This window comes from Venatoribacter cucullus, assembly GCF_016132445.1.
Taxonomy (GTDB): domain Bacteria; phylum Pseudomonadota; class Gammaproteobacteria; order Pseudomonadales; family Oceanobacteraceae; genus Venatoribacter; species Venatoribacter cucullus.
In genome coordinates, this window is record NZ_CP046056.1 from 1,806,164 (window position 1) to 1,821,818 (window position 15,655).

At 56.7% G+C, this 15,655-nt stretch carries 15 protein-coding genes; 8 read left to right on the forward strand and 7 right to left on the reverse strand.

Translation table 11 applies throughout. From position 1 onward, the window contains the following. The first annotated feature begins 133 nt into the window (after positions 1 to 133). A complete protein-coding gene (locus tag GJQ55_RS08655) occupies positions 134 to 2,299 on the forward strand; it encodes a carboxy terminal-processing peptidase (RefSeq protein ID WP_228344577.1) in 2,166 nt (721 codons plus the stop codon). Positions 2,300 to 2,402: 103 nt separating this feature from the next. On the opposite strand, the gene tusA is transcribed toward GJQ55_RS08655, so the two are convergent. Together tusA and GJQ55_RS08665 are read right to left on the reverse strand one after the other, a co-directional pair. Next, positions 2,403 to 2,825: a sulfurtransferase TusA gene (tusA, locus tag GJQ55_RS13420; protein WP_338149176.1), complete on the reverse strand. Its 423-nt coding sequence runs from the start codon at positions 2,823 to 2,825 to the stop codon at positions 2,403 to 2,405. 123 nt (positions 2,826 to 2,948) lie between these two features. Further along, complete coding sequence (locus GJQ55_RS08665; RefSeq protein ID WP_228344578.1) at positions 2,949 to 4,256, reverse strand: acetyl-CoA C-acetyltransferase; 1,308 nt, start codon at positions 4,254 to 4,256, stop codon at positions 2,949 to 2,951. Between the two features lie 225 nt (positions 4,257 to 4,481). On the opposite strand from GJQ55_RS08665, the gene GJQ55_RS08670 reads away from it, so the two are divergent. Beyond that, on the forward strand, positions 4,482 to 5,897 hold the full coding sequence (locus tag GJQ55_RS08670; protein WP_228344579.1) for a 3-oxoacyl-ACP reductase: 1,416 nt from the start codon (positions 4,482 to 4,484) through the stop codon (positions 5,895 to 5,897). 140 nt (positions 5,898 to 6,037) lie between these two features. After that, a complete protein-coding gene (locus tag GJQ55_RS08675; RefSeq protein ID WP_228344580.1) occupies positions 6,038 to 8,299 on the forward strand; it encodes a putative bifunctional diguanylate cyclase/phosphodiesterase in 2,262 nt (753 codons plus the stop codon). On the opposite strand, the gene GJQ55_RS08680 is transcribed toward GJQ55_RS08675, so the two are convergent. From GJQ55_RS08680 to GJQ55_RS08690, 3 genes are all read right to left on the reverse strand, one after another. Further along, the gene (locus GJQ55_RS08680) at positions 8,288 to 8,671 is read right to left on the reverse strand and encodes a DUF429 domain-containing protein (RefSeq protein WP_338149177.1); all 384 of its coding nucleotides are present in this window, start codon (positions 8,669 to 8,671) and stop codon (positions 8,288 to 8,290) included. The two genes, GJQ55_RS08675 and GJQ55_RS08680, sit on opposite strands and share 12 nt — an antisense overlap. After that, positions 8,640 to 8,891 carry a DUF3429 domain-containing protein gene (locus GJQ55_RS08685; protein WP_228344582.1) on the reverse strand — a complete coding sequence of 84 codons (252 nt, stop codon included), beginning with the start codon at positions 8,889 to 8,891 and terminating at the stop codon, positions 8,640 to 8,642. Before GJQ55_RS08685 ends, GJQ55_RS08680 begins: the two co-directional genes overlap by 32 nt. 69 nt (positions 8,892 to 8,960) lie before the next feature. Then, positions 8,961 to 9,152 carry a tRNA (uracil-5-)-methyltransferase gene (locus GJQ55_RS08690; RefSeq protein ID WP_228344583.1) on the reverse strand — a complete coding sequence of 64 codons (192 nt, stop codon included), beginning with the start codon at positions 9,150 to 9,152 and terminating at the stop codon, positions 8,961 to 8,963. A gap of 152 nt (positions 9,153 to 9,304) precedes the next feature. On the opposite strand from GJQ55_RS08690, the gene hrpB reads away from it, so the two are divergent. Next, positions 9,305 to 11,773 (forward strand): ATP-dependent helicase HrpB, encoded by a 2,469-nt coding sequence (gene hrpB / locus GJQ55_RS08695; RefSeq protein ID WP_228344584.1) that lies wholly within the window; start codon positions 9,305 to 9,307, stop codon positions 11,771 to 11,773. A gap of 2 nt (positions 11,774 to 11,775) precedes the next feature. On the opposite strand, the gene GJQ55_RS08700 is transcribed toward hrpB, so the two are convergent. Then, positions 11,776 to 12,531 carry a sulfite exporter TauE/SafE family protein gene (locus tag GJQ55_RS08700; protein WP_228344585.1) on the reverse strand — a complete coding sequence of 252 codons (756 nt, stop codon included), beginning with the start codon at positions 12,529 to 12,531 and terminating at the stop codon, positions 11,776 to 11,778. 35 nt (positions 12,532 to 12,566) lie between these two features. Between GJQ55_RS08700 and GJQ55_RS08705 the strand changes: the two genes are divergently transcribed. Beyond that, positions 12,567 to 12,809, forward strand: coding sequence for a glutaredoxin family protein (locus GJQ55_RS08705; protein WP_228344586.1), 243 nt, complete (start codon positions 12,567 to 12,569; stop codon positions 12,807 to 12,809). Between the two features lie 44 nt (positions 12,810 to 12,853). Here GJQ55_RS08705 and GJQ55_RS08710 read toward each other — a convergent pair whose 3' ends face one another. Beyond that, positions 12,854 to 13,483: a riboflavin synthase subunit alpha gene (locus GJQ55_RS08710; protein WP_228344587.1), complete on the reverse strand. Its 630-nt coding sequence runs from the start codon at positions 13,481 to 13,483 to the stop codon at positions 12,854 to 12,856. Between the two features lie 73 nt (positions 13,484 to 13,556). Here GJQ55_RS08710 and GJQ55_RS08715 point away from each other — a divergent pair, with 73 nt between their 5' ends. The 3 genes from GJQ55_RS08715 (at position 13,557) to GJQ55_RS08725 (ending at position 15,653) form a co-directional block, all read left to right on the forward strand. Beyond that, positions 13,557 to 14,753 carry a patatin-like phospholipase family protein gene (locus GJQ55_RS08715; RefSeq protein WP_228344588.1) on the forward strand — a complete coding sequence of 399 codons (1,197 nt, stop codon included), beginning with the start codon at positions 13,557 to 13,559 and terminating at the stop codon, positions 14,751 to 14,753. A 104-nt stretch (positions 14,754 to 14,857) separates the two neighbouring features. Next, positions 14,858 to 15,013: a hypothetical protein gene (locus GJQ55_RS08720; protein WP_228344589.1), complete on the forward strand. Its 156-nt coding sequence runs from the start codon at positions 14,858 to 14,860 to the stop codon at positions 15,011 to 15,013. After that, positions 14,994 to 15,653, forward strand: a complete 660-nt coding sequence (locus tag GJQ55_RS08725) for an efflux RND transporter periplasmic adaptor subunit (protein WP_229367413.1) — start codon at positions 14,994 to 14,996, stop codon at positions 15,651 to 15,653. Before GJQ55_RS08720 ends, GJQ55_RS08725 begins: the two co-directional genes overlap by 20 nt. Positions 15,654 to 15,655 lie beyond the last annotated feature (2 nt).

Below are 15,655 nucleotides of genomic sequence, written 5' to 3' on the forward strand. Positions count from 1 at the left end.
CTGGGCGGGAATTTATCTGGCCACCGGCGCTCCAATGCGGTGTATTATCGGACATTACCTGGGTAATGACGGGGCGGCATCATACCGGCCCGGGTCATTCAGCACAAATACCGGACAGGAACTGACGAACACTATGTTACTGCGATCAATCCGATGGGCTCAGCGTTTGCTGGCCACCTCCACCCTGCTGCTGGCCCTGCCGGCACTGGCCATCATTGCTGACGTTGCCCCGGGCAGCCGCTTTGAACCGCTGGAGCCCAGCCGTGAACACGCCATGACCACTCAGCAGATCGTTAATAACCTGCTGCGCGGCCACTATGAGAGCCAGCGTCTCGATGACACCCTGTCCTCCCGGGTGCTGGATATTCTGCTGAAAGACATCGACAGCACCCGCAGTTACCTGCTGGCCGCCGACGTCGCCGAATTTGAACAATACCGCCAGAGTCTGGATGAAGCGCTGAACCGCGGCGATATGCGCCCGGCCTTCTTTATGTTCAACCGTTTCCAGCAACGCGTCAGCGAACGGCTGTCGTTTCTGTTAAACGAGATTGATAAAAACGCGGAAAAATACCGTTTTGACAAGGACGAGCGGCTGGATCTCGACCGCGAAAAAGCCCCCTGGGCCAAAACCAGTGCCGAGCTGGATGATCTGTGGCGCAAGCGGCTGAAAAACTCCATCCTCAATCTGCGCAGTGCCGGCAAAGACGACAAGGCCATTCTGGAACTGCTGCGCAAGCGCTACCAGAACCAGCTCAACCGTGTGCACCAGTCCAAACCGGAAGATGCTTACCAGACCTTTATGAATGCGGCGACCCGTGCCTTCGACCCGCACACGCAGTATTTTTCCCCGCGTAACACCGAAAACTTCAACATCAATATGAGCCTGTCATTACAGGGCATTGGTGCGGTACTGCAAACCGAAGAAGAACACACCAAGGTAGTGCGTCTGGTGCCCGGTGGCCCGGCGGCCAAAGCCGGCAACCTGCAACCGGCGGATAAAATCATTGGTGTGGGTCAGGAAGGTGCCGACATTGTTGATGTGATCGGCTGGCGTCTGGATGAAGTGGTGGAACTGATCCGCGGCCCCAAAGGCAGCACCGTACGGCTTGAAATTCTGCCGGCCAGCAGCAGTGGCGGCGAATCACGCACGGTGGCGATTGTGCGTGAAGAAGTAAAACTGGAAGAACAATCAGCCCAGAAAGACATTCTGGAAATCCAGGACGGTGAGCAGACCCGCCGTATCGGCGTCATTGATATTCCGACCTTCTATATTGATTTTCAGGGCCGGATGGAAAACAAACCCGATTACACCAGCACCACCCGTGACGTGGCGCGCTTAATCAGCGAACTGAAAGAAGAAGGCATTGATGGCCTGATCATCGACCTGCGCAATAACGGTGGCGGCTCCCTGGAAGAAGCCATCAGCCTGACCGGCCTGTTTATTCACGCCGGCCCGGTGGTGCAGGTACGCGGTATGCAAAACCGTGTGGAAGTGCTGGCCGATCAGGACCCTGCCGTCCTCTATGACGGCCCACTGACGGTGATGGTGAACCGTCTCAGCGCCTCAGCGTCGGAAATTTTTGCCGGCGCCATTCAGGATTACGGCCGTGGTCTGGTGGTTGGCAGCCAGACGTTTGGTAAAGGCACCGTACAATCGCTGCGGCCGCTGCGCTCCGGCCAGCTGAAAATTACCCAGGCCAAGTTTTACCGCATTTCCGGTGACAGCACCCAACATCAGGGCGTGATCCCCGATATCCTGTTCCCGTCGTTGTTTGATAACGAAAAAATCGGTGAAAGCGCCCTGGAAGATGCCCTGCCCTGGGATGCCATCCGCCCGGCCAATTACCGTGCCACCGCTGAGGTTAAAAAAGCCTTGCCCGCGTTACGCCAGCAGCATCAGCAGCGGGCGGCCGACAACCCGGATTTCCTGTTTATGCGCGAACAGAAAAACCTGATTGCTGAGTTACGCGAACAAACCCGCGTGTCTCTGCATGAAAAAATCCGCGAGCAGGAACGTAAGGCGAATGACCAAAAACGCCTGCAGCTGGAAAATAACCGCCGCAAAGCCAAGGGCATGAAGCTGTTAAGCAGCGTTGAGGAACTGGATGCCGAAGCAGAAGCTGACATGGCCGCTGCCGATGCGCATGCCGCTGACACAGCAGAGGATGAAGCAGAAACCGCCGCCGGCGATGGTAAAAAAGCCAAAGACGATGATGCCATGCTGACCGAAGCCGGCCATATTCTGGTGGATTATCTGAAGCTGAACAGCCGCTCACTGACGGCGCAACGCCAGCCCTGAGCCACCAGGCTGTGCAAAAACCAATAAAACGAATAACGGCGCCAGTGGCGCCGTTATTTTTTTAATCCGGCCATTTTTCTGCAACCCTCACAGACCTTGCGGATTAACCGGCCTCACTGGCCTTGCGGATTAAAAAGCGCAGCACGCCATCCTGCTCATCACTGGAAAGTAATTCCTGGTCCAGAAAATTACAGAATTTCAGAAAGTCCCGCTTGGTCGAGGGGTCGGTGGCCAGCACTTCCACCACCTCACCAATCTGCATATCGCGGATCTGGTTATGCAGCATCATCACCGGCTCGGGGCAGAATAAGCCGCGTGCATCCAGAGTAACATTCACAATATCCGTCATTGTTTCCTTCCTGTCCGGGGGAGTATCCGCATTGCCATCCGGCCCAGGAGCTGCGGCCAGCTTGTCAGCCTGTTCATGCAATTGGCGAATATTCTGCGCCTGTTGCAGGGCACAGGCACGCAGCTGGGCCAGCCGCATCTGGCGGACTTCTTCCAGTGGATCGGTGGGGTTGCTCATATGCGCTCCGTCAATTAAGCCGGAATTGTGCCGCTAAGTGCGGAAAAAAAAAACCCCGCACGAGGCGGGGGCAATACCTACAGGTATTCAAGAGTGGTGAGAGTAAAACACTACCGCAATATGTCAGCGTTCCAGAATGGCAACCACGCCCTGACCGCCAGCCGCACAGATGGAAATAAGACCGCGGCCCGAACCTTTTTCTTCCAGCATTTTTGCCAGACTGGCGACGATGCGGCCCCCGGTCGCAGCGAACGGATGACCGGTGGCAATGGAGGAACCGTTCACGTTCAGTTTGCTGCGATCAATGCTGCCCAGGGCTTTATCCAGACCGAGTTTTTCCTTACAGAATTGCTCGTCTTCCCAGGCTTTCAGGGTTGAAGCAACGACACCGGCAAAGGCTTCGTGAATTTCGTAAAAATCAAAATCCTGCAGGGTTAAACCGGCGCGTTGCAGCATGCGTGGTACGGCATAGGCCGGAGCCAGCAGCAGTCCTTCTTTATGGGTTTTGCCATCTTTGCCGAAGAAATCCACCGAGGCAGTTTCATGGAAGCTCAGATAGGCTTTCACCGGCAGATTATGCGCTTGCGCCCACTCTTCCGAGGCCAGCAGCACCACCGATGCACCATCGGTGAGCGCGGAGGAGTTACCAGCCGTTAACGTGCCCTGGCCGGATTTCTTATCAAAAGCAGGCTTCAGGCTGGCCAGTTTTTCCAGGTTTGGCGTACGCGCCAGGTTATCTTTATCCAGCCCCAGAAACGGTGTAACGAGGTCATCGAAGAAACCACGCTCGTACGCGGCCAGCAAATTGGTGTGGCTGTTAAAGGCAATTTCATCCTGCTCTTCGCGGCCGATGCCCCACTCTTTGACCGTCAGTTCGGTGTGTTCACCCATCGACATATTGGTACGCGGCTCACCATTACGCGGGATCAGCGGGGCCAGATGCTTAGGACGGATTTTTGCCAGCAACTTCAGCTTTTCACCGGTGCTTTTGGCACGGTTAATATCCAGCAGAATTTTGCGCAAGCCCTCGTTCACCCCAATCGGCGCATCCGAGGTGGTATCGGAGCCACCGGCAATAGCGCTGTCGATCTGGCCCAGGGCAATTTTATTGGCGGCCATAATGATGGCCTGCAAACCCGTTCCACAGGCCTGCTGAATATCCACCGCCGGCGTATGCGGATCAAGGGCGGTACTGAGTACGGTTTCGCGCGCCAGGTTAAAATCACGGCTGTGCTTGATGACCGCACCAGCGATAACTTCACCAATACGCTGGCCCTGCAGGTGATAACGGTTAATCAGGCCATTCATCGCTGCGGTCAGCATGTCCTGATTGCTGGCATAGGAATACACCGTATTGGAACGGGCAAAGGGAATACGATTGCCGCCGATAATCGCCACGCGGCGGATGGCGGGAGAATTTGGTTTGGACATAAGCTGATTCCTGTCTGAAAAATCCGCAAACAATAACAATACAAACGGCAGTAACAACCACGGCCGGTGGGTAGCGAAGTTTAGACGCTGGCGCCGGGGCCGCATTGGCCTAACTGACACCCTGAACCGCAGACACGGTCAATTCAGAGGTTTCTGATTGTTGCTTTAATCTGCTACCGTTCGGCGCTTATCTGCCATTTCCATGTTTTTCAGGACCCTTTTTTCATGAGTAATTTTATTGAATCCATTCTCGACAGTGGTGTGGGCCGCAGTCTGATGAAATCGGTGCTGCCTAAAGCCATCGAACTGAAACGCTATAACCCCGGCCAGGCCACTTATTTTGAAGGCCGTGTATTAATTGGTGCCGGTACCCGGGCAGCCCTGCTGCCGGCTCTGCTGCGCAACCTGAAAGACGCCAACGCGCAGGTGTTTTATCCGGCCGCTGCTGCCACCGCCGGCCTGATCGTCAAAGCGGCTGAAGCCGCGGGCGTTAAAGCCACTGGTCTGGAAATTCACCCGGACATGGCCGATAAATTCGATGCCCTGGTGTTTGATGCTTCGGGTTTTGCTGAAGCCACCGACCTGAATCAGCTGTATACCTTCTTTAACCCGGTGCTGCGCAAACTGACCGGCAACGGCCGGGTGCTGGTACTGGGCCGTCCGCACCTGAAAGCCGCCAGTGGCGAGCAGGCCGCAGCCATGCGCGCCCTGGAAGGCTTCAGCCGTTCCGTGGCCAAAGAAATCGGTAAAAAAAGCGCCACCGCGCAGGCCATTTACGTTGAAGAAGGTGCCGAAGCCAATCTGGATGCCGCCTTCCGTTTCGTTATTTCCGCCAAATCCTGTTATGTGGATGGTCAGGTCATCATCGTGCGTAAAGCCGACACGGTAGCCTACCCCGACTGGCACCAGCCGCTGGCCGGTAAGGTGGCGCTGGTGACCGGTGCGTCGCGCGGCATCGGCGAAGCCATTGCCCGCACCCTGGCCCGGGATGGCGCCAAAGTACTGGGGCTGGATATTCCGCCGGCCGAAGCGGATCTGAAGCGCGTAATGGCGGAGATCGGCGGCGAGGTGCTGCTGGGGGATATTTCCGCGGCCGACGCACCGCAACAGATTTCCGACCAGCTGAAAGCCATGGGTGGCGGTGACATCATCGTCCACAACGCCGGTATCACCCGCGACAAAACCCTGGCCAATATGCCGGAACACTGGTGGCAGATGACCATCGACATCAACCTGGCGGCGGAAGAACGCATCAACCATGCGTTGTTTGAACAAGGCACCCTGAACAAAGGCGGCCGTATTATCTGCGTATCCTCTATGAACGGCATTGCCGGCCAGACCGGCCAGACCAACTACGCAGCCTCCAAAGCCGGTGTGATTGGTTATGTGCAGTACATGGCCGACGAACTGCTGGCCAAAGGCATTACCATCAACGCCGTGGCACCGGGCTTTATTGAAACCGCCATGACCGATGCCATTCCGGTGGTTACCCGTGAAATCGGCCGTCGTCTGAATTCGCTGTCACAGGGCGGCAAGCCGGTGGATGTTGCGGAAACCATCGCCTTCTTTGCCAACCCGGCGGCCACCGGGGTAACCGGCAACATTGTCCGTGTGTGTGGACAATCCCTGGTCGGCGCCTGATCCGGAGGCCCACAACCGGTCAGGCAGCCCGCTGTCTGACCGGACATTCCAGTCTTTAGCATTGGACAATTCAGGTCAGGGTGTTTCAAATTCATTCACAATAGCTACACTTGCGGTTCTGACTTTCTGAACCCAGTGGTATGCCCGAGAATTTCGCCGACAACAGCATTCCGGCTAACTTACCGATAGTGCGCTACAACCAGTTTCTGGAAATGCTGCTCAGTGGCCGCCCGCTGGAATCACTGCTGCACGAACTGGTGCTGCTGATTCAGGAAAAACAGCCCGAATGCACGGCGTCCATTATGCTGATCAGCGATGATGGCAAACACCTGCACATTGGTGCCTCTACCGATCTCCCCGACTACTTCCTGAGTGCTATCGATGGCATTGACGTGCGTGATGGCGTCGGCTCCTGCGGCACGGCCGCCGCCCGGGCGCAGCTGGTGATTGTGGAAGATATTCAGCACGACCCGCGCTGGAGTCCCTATCGCGGGCTGGCTCAGCAAGCCGGCTTACGGGCCTGCTGGTCACAACCCATTATGAATGCCAATGGCAAAGTGCTGGGCACCTTCGGTCTGTATTACCGCGAAGTACGCTTTCCCAGTGGCCGCGATTTACTGCTTATTCACGAGGCAGCCCGTCTGGCCCAGGCCAGTATTGAATTCCGCCGCGCCGAAAACCACCGGGTGCTGTCAGAAACCATTACCCAGCACCTGCCGCTGGGCCTGATGATTACCGATGCCGACTTCAATATGCTGGACGTAAATCCGGCGTTCTGTGCCATTACCGGCTTTAAAGCCGAAGAACTGCTGGGTAAAAAACCCAATATTCTGGTGCAGGATCTGAAATTACTGCGCCAGTTCGGCACCATTCTGCAACGCTTACCGGCACAGAAAAGCTGGACCACCGAAATTCCGGTACAACGCCGCAACGGTGAGCGTTTCAACGCCGAATTGTGTTTCTCGGCGGTACGCAATGAACACAATCAGGTTGAGCGTTGCATCGGCCTGATCAGCGATATTACCGATCGTAAACGCTCAGAAGAAACCATCCAGTACCAGGCCAATTACGACCTGCTGACCAGCCTGCCCAACCGCAATTTGTTTTACAGCCGCCTGAACTGGATGCTGGAACAATGCCGGCGTAAAGACTGCCATTTCAGCGTGATGCTGATGGATCTGGATTATTTCAAAGAAATTAACGACACCATGGGCCACGATGCCGGCGATGAACTGCTGGCCAAAATTGGCGCCCGGTTGCAAAACGCCATCGGCAGTAAAGATACCGTCGCCCGGCTGGGAGGGGATGAATTCGGCTTCCTCATTGCCGGCACCCACGACCGCGAGGCACTGGAAAACATTGCAATCCGCCTGCACGGCACCGTGGGTGAAAGCCTCTGCATCCGCCAGATGCGTGATTTAAAAATGTCATCCAGTCTGGGCATCAGTCGTTTTCCGGAAGATGGCAATACGCTGGAAGGGCTGCTGAAAGCAGCTGAACAGGCACTGTATTCCGCCAAAAATGCCGGCCGCGATGGCTTTGCATTCTTTACCCCGGCCATGCACGAAGAAGCTGAAACCCAGGCCATGCTGCATCAGGAAATGCGTTTTGCCGTCAGCGACAATCAGCTGGAATTGCATTACCAGCCGATCAAACATCTGGACAGCGGCAACATTACTCACGTCGAAGCATTGATCCGCTGGCATAACCCGCAACGCGGTTTGGTGCGGCCGGATTTGTTTATTCCGCTGGCAGAAAAAACCGGGTTAATCCGTGAAATTGGCCACTGGGTCCGCGAAGAAGCGCTGGCCATGATCAACCGTATGCAGCAATACGGTATTCAGCTGTCGGTCGCGGTTAATATTTCCACTGCCGAGTTTTATGACCGCGAACTGGCCCAAAAAATTGTCCAGCAAGTACAGGACGCCGGTGTACCCCGTGGCAGCCTGATGGTGGAAATTACCGAAAGCCTGCTGATCCGTAACCAACAGGAAACCCTGAATTTCCTGCAAACCCTGCAAGCCGCTGGTATCCGTGTGGCACTGGATGATTTTGGCACCGGTTTTTCGTCGCTGTCTTATCTGGCGGCCTTCCCGGCTGACAAATTAAAAATCGACCGCTCCTTTGTGCATCAGATGAGCAGTGATAGCCGTAAACAGGCCCTGGTCGACACCATTATTACCCTTGGTCACAGTCTGAACATGACCATTATTGCCGAAGGTGTGGAAGAAGAAGCGGATGAAATTCTGTTGCGGGCCCGCGCCTGTGACAGCATTCAGGGCTATTTTCTGGCCCGGCCGATGACCGAAACCATGTTGCTGAATTTCCTGCTGGATTATCCGGACGATATCCGCGAACCGGCCCGACACAACCCTTTGCCGGTTACCCCGTCAGCAACATAATCCGGTCGGCACCCAGATATAACCCTGTTCAGTATCCCCGTATAACCGCCCGCTACTGCCCAGCGCATACAAAGCCGCAATATACAGACACACCAGGGCATCCAGCGCGTCCTCATTGCTTTTCAGCGCCTTACCCCGTAACCCCTGAATGCGTTCAGCATCCAGCAATTCAGCCCATTCGGGACCGATAACAAAGGGTAAGCGTGGTGAGTGTTCGAGCTGACGCAATAAATTGGCGAGCTGAATCTGACCGGATTTTTTCGCTGCCACATCGCCTTTTTTATACAGCAAGCGTTCCGGCAAACCAAAACACTCAATCAGGGACGGATGCGGATAACATTCAAATTGCCACGTCGGATGGCAAAACACCACTGCGGCGGTCAGCTGCCAGCGCCAGCAATAACGAACGCTCGGCGCAGTACAATACCGGCCATAACACCCCGGCCATAAAACCCAGAATAATAACGCTGTACGTTAAAAACAGGGGCACCGGTGGCTGCGATAAATACGGGGCAATCCAACCGGGAAATAATGCCAGCACAATAAAGGGAATAAGACCGGCATAACCTAACAAACGCATAGCTGAATTCATTAAACTACTCCTCGATGAGATTGACAGAAATCACTGGCCCCAAAAATCCAACAGCGCATCCTGGCAAGGTCAGCGTTTTTTCTTCGCCCGCTTTTTGTTCAGATAATCATTTACCGGCCGAGCTTTATCCGGCAACGCAGCGGCAAAGCGCTGGCGCATAGCCTCGGCTTTGGCGTCTTTTTCATCATTCAGGCGCTGATGCCGGTGCTTACCGGCGGCGCGGGTGAAGTCCACCACGGTGGTATCGGTTTTCTCTGGCATAAACGCGTTGTCCGTCAACGGTATTTGCCCATCATGCTACCATAGCGGCCTGTTGTTTTTGTCGGTTGTGTTGCTGCCTGTTATGCCGGTGCCCTTTGTATGAACCCCTGTCTGAATCAGAGTCTGAACCTGTGATTGTCTCTTCATTGCCTGTGGATCAGGTTATCCCGGATCTGCGCAGCGCCCTGCAGCAATCCAACACGGTGCTGCTGAGTGCGGCGCCGGGGGCCGGTAAAACCACCCGCGTGCCGCTGGCGTTACTGAATGAGCCCTGGCTGGCCGGACAGCGCATTATTATGCTGGAGCCACGCCGGTTAGCCGCCCGCAATGCCGCCCGTTTTATGGCCCGGCAACTGGGTGAAGCCGCAGGACAAACCGTGGGTTACCGCATCCGCCTGGAAACCTGTGTGGGTCCGGCTACCCGGATAGAAGTCGTTACCGAAGGCATCCTCACCCGCATGCTGCAGTCCGACCCGGAACTGACCGGCGTGGGGCTGGTGATTTTTGATGAATTTCACGAACGCAATCTGAACTCCGATCTGGCGCTGGCCCTGGCGCATCAGTGCCAACAGCTGTTACGCGATGATTTACGCCTGTTAATTATGTCGGCCACGCTCGATGAACAGGCGCTTACCGACGCCCTGCAGGCGCCGTTATTGGTGAGTGAAGGCCGCAGTTTTCCTGTGGATGTGCAGTACCGGCCGCTGCCCAACCGCAATACGAAGATTACCGACCATTGCGCCCGCACCGTGCGTGAGGCCTTAAAGCACGACGGTGATGTGCTGGTCTTTTTACCCGGTGTGCGGGAAATCACTTTGGTCGCGGCATTATTAAGCGACCTGCCCGCCAGCATTCAGGTATTGCCCTTACACGGGCAGCTCAACGATGCCGAACAAAAAGCCGCACTGACGTCTGCGCCAGCAGATCAGCGCAAAGTGATTCTGGCCACCAATATTGCCGAAAGCTCGCTCACCATTGATGGCGTGCGGGTGGTGGTCGACAGCGGGCTGGAACGGCGCAATGTGTTTCATGTCGGAAGCGGCCTGAACGAATTAAAAACCCGCCCTATTTCCCGCGCCTCGGCCACTCAGAGGGCCGGCCGCGCCGGCCGTCAGGGCCCCGGCGTCTGCTACCGGCTGTGGCCGGAAAGTACGCACGAACGGCTGGATGCGCATATCCGCGCGGAAATTCTGGATGCCGATTTAGCGCCCTTAGTGCTGGAATTAAAACAATGGGGCGCCGAACCCGGCGAATTATTCTGGCTCACCCCACCGCCGGCGGCCGCCCTGCAACAGGCGCAGGATCTGTTGCTGCAGTTAGGTTTATTACAGCCGGATACGCTGGCACTGAATGAGCATGGCCGCGCCTGTGCCGCCTTGGGTATTGAGCCGCGCTGGGCCCATGCACTGCTGTGTCTGCACGCCTTACAGCACGGGAAACCGGCCTGTGACTGGGTAGCACTGGTGCAGGAATGGCCAGCCAGCCGCCGTGACACCGACGATATAATACGTCTGTTCCGCCGCGCGCAGCAGAACCGCGGTGTGTGGCAACAACGGGTAGCCCCGCTGGCGCAGCGCTTATGGCAAACCCTGCAAACCACCACGCCCGCCGTGCCGGCCACCCGCCTTCAGCCCGACGATATTCCGGCGTTATTGCTGGCGCTGGCCTTCCCCGACCGCATTGCCAAACGGCGCGATAACAGCGAGCGCTTTTTGCTCAGCAATGGCCGCGGTGCGGAATTATTGCCGCAGTCGGATTTACTGAATGCTAACTGGTTGGCCTGCGCCGACTTTTCCATCGGCCACAGCACCCGCATCCGGCTTGCGGCCGAATTAAGCGACCACGCCCTCACGGCGTTGCAAAGCCTGGCACCGCAATTATTCCACCAGCGTACGGAAATCGGTTTTCAGGATAACGGCCAGTTTGTGGCCCGCCGTCATCGGCAATTGGGCCGCATCAGCCTCAGCAGCGCAGCACTGCCGCAATTAAGCGCCGATGACTGGCAACAGGCCTGGGCCGACTATGTGCAGCAACAGGGGCTGGGCTGCCTGCCCTGGCCGGAGGACGCCCGGCAACTGCGCGCGCGACTGGCGCTGGCGCATCAATACGAAGGCCAGGATTGGCCGGATGTCAGTGATGACGCCTTGCTCAAGCGGCTGTCCGACTGGTTATTGCCGTTTTTAATCAGCGCCCGCCATCGCCGCGATCTGGATAAAACCGACACCCAGGCCGCCTTGCTCAGCCTCCTCAACTGGGAACAACAGCAGCAATTAAATGCCCTGCTGCCCACCACCTTCACCGTACCCAGTGGTTCGGCGGTGGCACTGGATTATGACCAGCAACCGCCTGTGCTGGCGGTAAAACTGCAGGAAATGTTCGGCTATGAAGGCCAGCCGACGGTGTTGCGCGGCAAACTGCCGCTGCTGATTCATCTGCTGTCACCGGCGCGCCGGCCGTTGCAGGTAACCGCTGATTTACCGCACTTCTGGCGTCATACTTACGCCGAGGTACGCAAAGATATGCGCGGCCGTTACCCCAAACACCCGTGGCCGGAAGACCCGCTCAGTGCCGAAGCCACGCGTTTAACCAAGAATGCGCTGGCACGGCAAAAAGCAGAATAATGTCAGCCCCACAGCAATTTCAGGCCGACCACCAGGGTCACCAGCTCGAACAGCCGCTTAATGGCGTTGTTACCGGCCAGAATGGAACTGTGGGCGCCTAAATAGCCGCCCAGCAACGAACCCAGCACCAGCGCCGGAATCCAGCTCCACTGCACCGGAGCGGCCAGACTCATGGCCACGGCGCCACTGCCGTTCCAGCCTAAGCCCACCGCCACCAGGGTTTGCGCCACGGCGGTTTTGTAATCAAAGCCAAACCAGTACACCAGCCATAAGGTAACAAACAAGCCACTGCCGGCGGACAGCGCGCCATTGGTAAAGCCAATCAGCAACAGCACCAGCGCGCCCAGAGCATAGCCACGCCAATGTCGGTGTTGCGGTAACGCCACCAGCCCCAGCTGCGGCTTCACGGCGGAATACAGCGCCAGTGCCAGCGTCAGTAAACCCAGCGCAATTTCTGCCTGCCGTTCCGGCACATCGAGAATAAAATGCACACCGGCAATCACCCCAGGCACACCGGCACCGACAATCAGCAACAACACCGCCAGATCCAGATGTTTTTCCCGCAGGTGTCTTAACGTGGCGCCCACGCCCAGCGCCACCGTGGCCACTTTATGGGTGGCCAGCGCCAGCGGAAACGGCAGGCCAAGAAAAATCAGAATCGGTAGCTGAATCAGCCCGGCCCCACCGCCGGCCAGCGCCGAAAACCAGTTGGCGATCACGGCAATCAGAAAAAGTACAATTTGTTGGGTATAATCCATCCGGCATTCAACCGTTATATATCAAGGGGAAAGGCATGAAATACGCTCTGCATTACTACGACACCTGCCCATTCTGTCAGCGCGTGCTGGCCGTTTTACCCGACCTGAAGGTGCCGGTAGAAAAACGCAATGTGATGCAGAACCGTGACTGGGCCAAACAACAGGCGCAGGCCACCGGCCGTACCACCGTGCCCTGCCTGCTGATTACCGACGACAACGGCAAAGAAACCTGGCTGTATGAATCGGCCGATATTATCCGTTATCTGAAAAGCCGGTAAGCAGGGTGGCCGGCGTTAACCGCGGCCACTCCCTGTGTATTGCTTTAACCGCGCAACTGCGCCAGCAGTTGCGGGTCAGCCAGTAACCGCCGCACGGTCTCCACCACCGCCTGTGTCTGCGCGTCCACTTCCAGATTAATACGATCGCCGGGCTGTACCTCACCAAAGGTGGTCACGTCCCGGGTTTCCGGTATCAGATACACCGCAAAGCGGTCATCCTGTACCTCGGCAATGGTCAGGCTGCAGCCGTTTAAAGCCACATAGCCTTTATCCAGCAAAAACGCCGCCAGATGCGCCGGTCGCTGCATCCAGACCACCCGGTTATGGGCGCTGTCCTGCACGTCCAGCACGGTCACCTGATCCATAATATGGCCCGACAACACATGGCCGCCGATCTCATCGCCGAAACGCGCCGCCCGTTCAATATTCACCACTGTACCAGCCTGCAGGTTGCCCAGATTGGTGACCTTCAGGGTTTGCGCAATGGCATCAAAGCTGACTTCAGCAGCATTAATCGTGCGCACCGTTAAGCAGGTACCGTTAATCGCCACCGACGCACCGATCTGTAAACCTTCCAGCAACGCCGGCGGAAAGGTCAGAATTAAAGTAGCAAAATCGGTCTGTCGTTCGACCCGGGTTACGGGCAGTTTGGTTTGCACAATACCGGTAAACATGCATCGCTCCAGTAGTCTCAGAAAGGCGCATTATGCACTATACTCGGCGCATAATCCGGCTGAGATATGGAACATGACGATAAAAAAAACCGGGCTGATTCTGTCCGGCGGCGGGGCCCGGGCGGCCTATCAGGTAGGCGTTCTCAAAGCCATTAATAAAATTCTGCCCAAGGGGCATTACAACCCCTTCGATATTATTTCCGGCACTTCCGCCGGCGCTATTAATGGCGTGGCACTGGCCAGCTATGCCGACAATTACCGCATTGGTATCAAGCACCTGGAACGCATCTGGATGAATTTCAGCTGCGACCATGTCTACCGCACCGATTTCTGGGGCGTATCCCGTTCACTGGCCAAACTGACCCGCAGCCTGATTATTGGCCGGGGTTACAAGAACGATCCGGTCTCGCTGCTGGATAACAGCCCGCTGCGCGGACTGCTGAACGACGTCATTAAATTTGATGGTATCCAGAACGCCATTGACGCCGGCGCCCTGCATGCCGTAGCGGTAAACTGCTCCGGGCTGGAAAGCGGCGAATCGGTCAGTTTTTTTCAGGGTCATTACAGCATCAATAACTGGGACCGCCGCCGCCGCGTCGGTTTGCGCAGCCGCATTACCCTGGACCACCTGCTCGCCTCCTCGGCCATTCCGATGATTTTCCCAGCGGTCAAAATTCACCGCGAATACTTTGCCGATGGCGCCGTACGCCAGCTGGCCCCCTTAAGCCCGGCGCTGCATCTGGGCGCCGAAAAAATTCTGGTGATCGGCGTCAGTGGTCTGGCACACAAACGCAAAGAACGCCCCACCAGCCCCGGCTATCCGTCACCCGCCAAAGTGATGGGCCATATGCTGAATGCCGCCTTCCTCGACAGCATGGAAACCGATGTGGAGCGCCTCAGCCGTATTAACCGCACGGTTGAAAAAATTCCCGAATCGGTGCGTAAAAAAGAAGGGATGGAACTGAAACAGATCGAGTTGCTGGAAATTAACCCCAGCGTTTCCATTGATGAACTGGCCGGCCAGCACGCCGACGAAATTCCCTGGGCACTGAAACTGGCTCTGGGCGGCAGTGGTAACGCCAGCCGCAACGGCAGCGGTATTTTAAGTTATCTGTTGTTTTCTCAAGGTTTCTGCCGCGCCCTGATTGATCTGGGTTACAACGATGCCATGAGCCGCTGCGATGAAATCAGCGCCTTTTTCTCTGACCATATTCCGGCCGGCAACCCGCCTTGCCAGGCCAGCCAGGATGATGAGATGCAAACCGCCTGAGTGGTTGGCTACATTTTATTACGCGGCTGACGTAATAAATGCCTGCCATAGGCCGTCATCTCATTTTAGAATTATCGGCCCTAGTGTTTTTCCCCGGAGGCAACATGTTATCTGCACGCCATCTGTTCGTGTTCGCCATTCCCCTGCTGGCCTTGTTGCCAGGCTGCAGCGACAACGCTGAACCCGCTGCTCCGGTAGCTGCCTATCCGGCCAAGCTCCATCAGATCAGCCCGGTTAGCCATGGCCACCGCCCGTACTGAATTGTCTTATACCGAACTGCGCGCGCCCTTTGCCGGCGTCGTTGCCGAAGTCTATGCCGATAACCATCAGCCGGTGGCCGCGGGTAAAACCCTGGTCATGCTGCAGGCCGCCGATCAGCTGGAAGTGCGGGTACAGGTGCCGGAAAACTTAATGGCCCACCTGCTCAGCAGTGCCAGTAACCAATACCAGCCAGAAGTCGAATTTGAAGCCCTGCCCGGCCAGCGTTTTCACGCCGCCTACAAAGAGCACACCGCCCAGGCCGACCCACAAACCGGCAGTTTCACCGTTACCCTGGCCATGGCCCGCCCGGCCGGCTTAAACGTATTACCAGGCATGAACGCCAGTGTGCACGTTGACCTGCAGCAGGTATTAAGCCAGCAAACGCCACCGTTATTGATTCCACCGCAGGCAGTACTGCAAAGCGGCGACCAACTCAGTGGCAGCAGCACTGGCATGGTATGGCTGGTGAATGCCGATATGACGCTCAGCCCGCGTGAAGTCACGCTCGGCCAGCTCACGTCCGAAGGCCTGGAGATCCGTGCGGGTCTGCAACCGGGGGAAACCATTCTGGCCGCTGGCGTGCATCAGGCCTGGGCCGGTATGAAGATCCGCCCCTGGGTTAAAGAGCGGGGGCTGTAACC

What these genes read in the sequence shown, in the direction of transcription:
- GJQ55_RS08665 (WP_228344578.1), bottom strand. Translation starts at nt 4,256, where the DNA reads ATGTCCAAACCAAATTCTCCCGCCATCCGCCGCGTGGCGATTATCGGC.
- GJQ55_RS08705 (WP_228344586.1), top strand. Translation starts at nt 12,567, where the DNA reads ATGAAATACGCTCTGCATTACTACGACACCTGCCCATTCTGTCAGCGC.
- GJQ55_RS08670 (WP_228344579.1), top strand. Translation starts at nt 4,482, where the DNA reads ATGAGTAATTTTATTGAATCCATTCTCGACAGTGGTGTGGGCCGCAGT.
- GJQ55_RS08725 (WP_229367413.1), top strand. Translation starts at nt 14,994, where the DNA reads ATGGCCACCGCCCGTACTGAATTGTCTTATACCGAACTGCGCGCGCCC.
- GJQ55_RS08715 (WP_228344588.1), top strand. Translation starts at nt 13,557, where the DNA reads ATGACGATAAAAAAAACCGGGCTGATTCTGTCCGGCGGCGGGGCCCGG.
- GJQ55_RS08700 (WP_228344585.1), bottom strand. Translation starts at nt 12,531, where the DNA reads ATGGATTATACCCAACAAATTGTACTTTTTCTGATTGCCGTGATCGCC.
- GJQ55_RS08685 (WP_228344582.1), bottom strand. Translation starts at nt 8,891, where the DNA reads ATGAATTCAGCTATGCGTTTGTTAGGTTATGCCGGTCTTATTCCCTTT.
- GJQ55_RS08675 (WP_228344580.1), top strand. Translation starts at nt 6,038, where the DNA reads ATGCCCGAGAATTTCGCCGACAACAGCATTCCGGCTAACTTACCGATA.
- tusA (WP_338149176.1), bottom strand. Translation starts at nt 2,825, where the DNA reads ATGAGCAACCCCACCGATCCACTGGAAGAAGTCCGCCAGATGCGGCTG.
- GJQ55_RS08720 (WP_228344589.1), top strand. Translation starts at nt 14,858, where the DNA reads ATGTTATCTGCACGCCATCTGTTCGTGTTCGCCATTCCCCTGCTGGCC.
- GJQ55_RS08710 (WP_228344587.1), bottom strand. Translation starts at nt 13,483, where the DNA reads ATGTTTACCGGTATTGTGCAAACCAAACTGCCCGTAACCCGGGTCGAA.
- GJQ55_RS08690 (WP_228344583.1), bottom strand. Translation starts at nt 9,152, where the DNA reads ATGCCAGAGAAAACCGATACCACCGTGGTGGACTTCACCCGCGCCGCC.
- GJQ55_RS08655 (WP_228344577.1), top strand. Translation starts at nt 134, where the DNA reads ATGTTACTGCGATCAATCCGATGGGCTCAGCGTTTGCTGGCCACCTCC.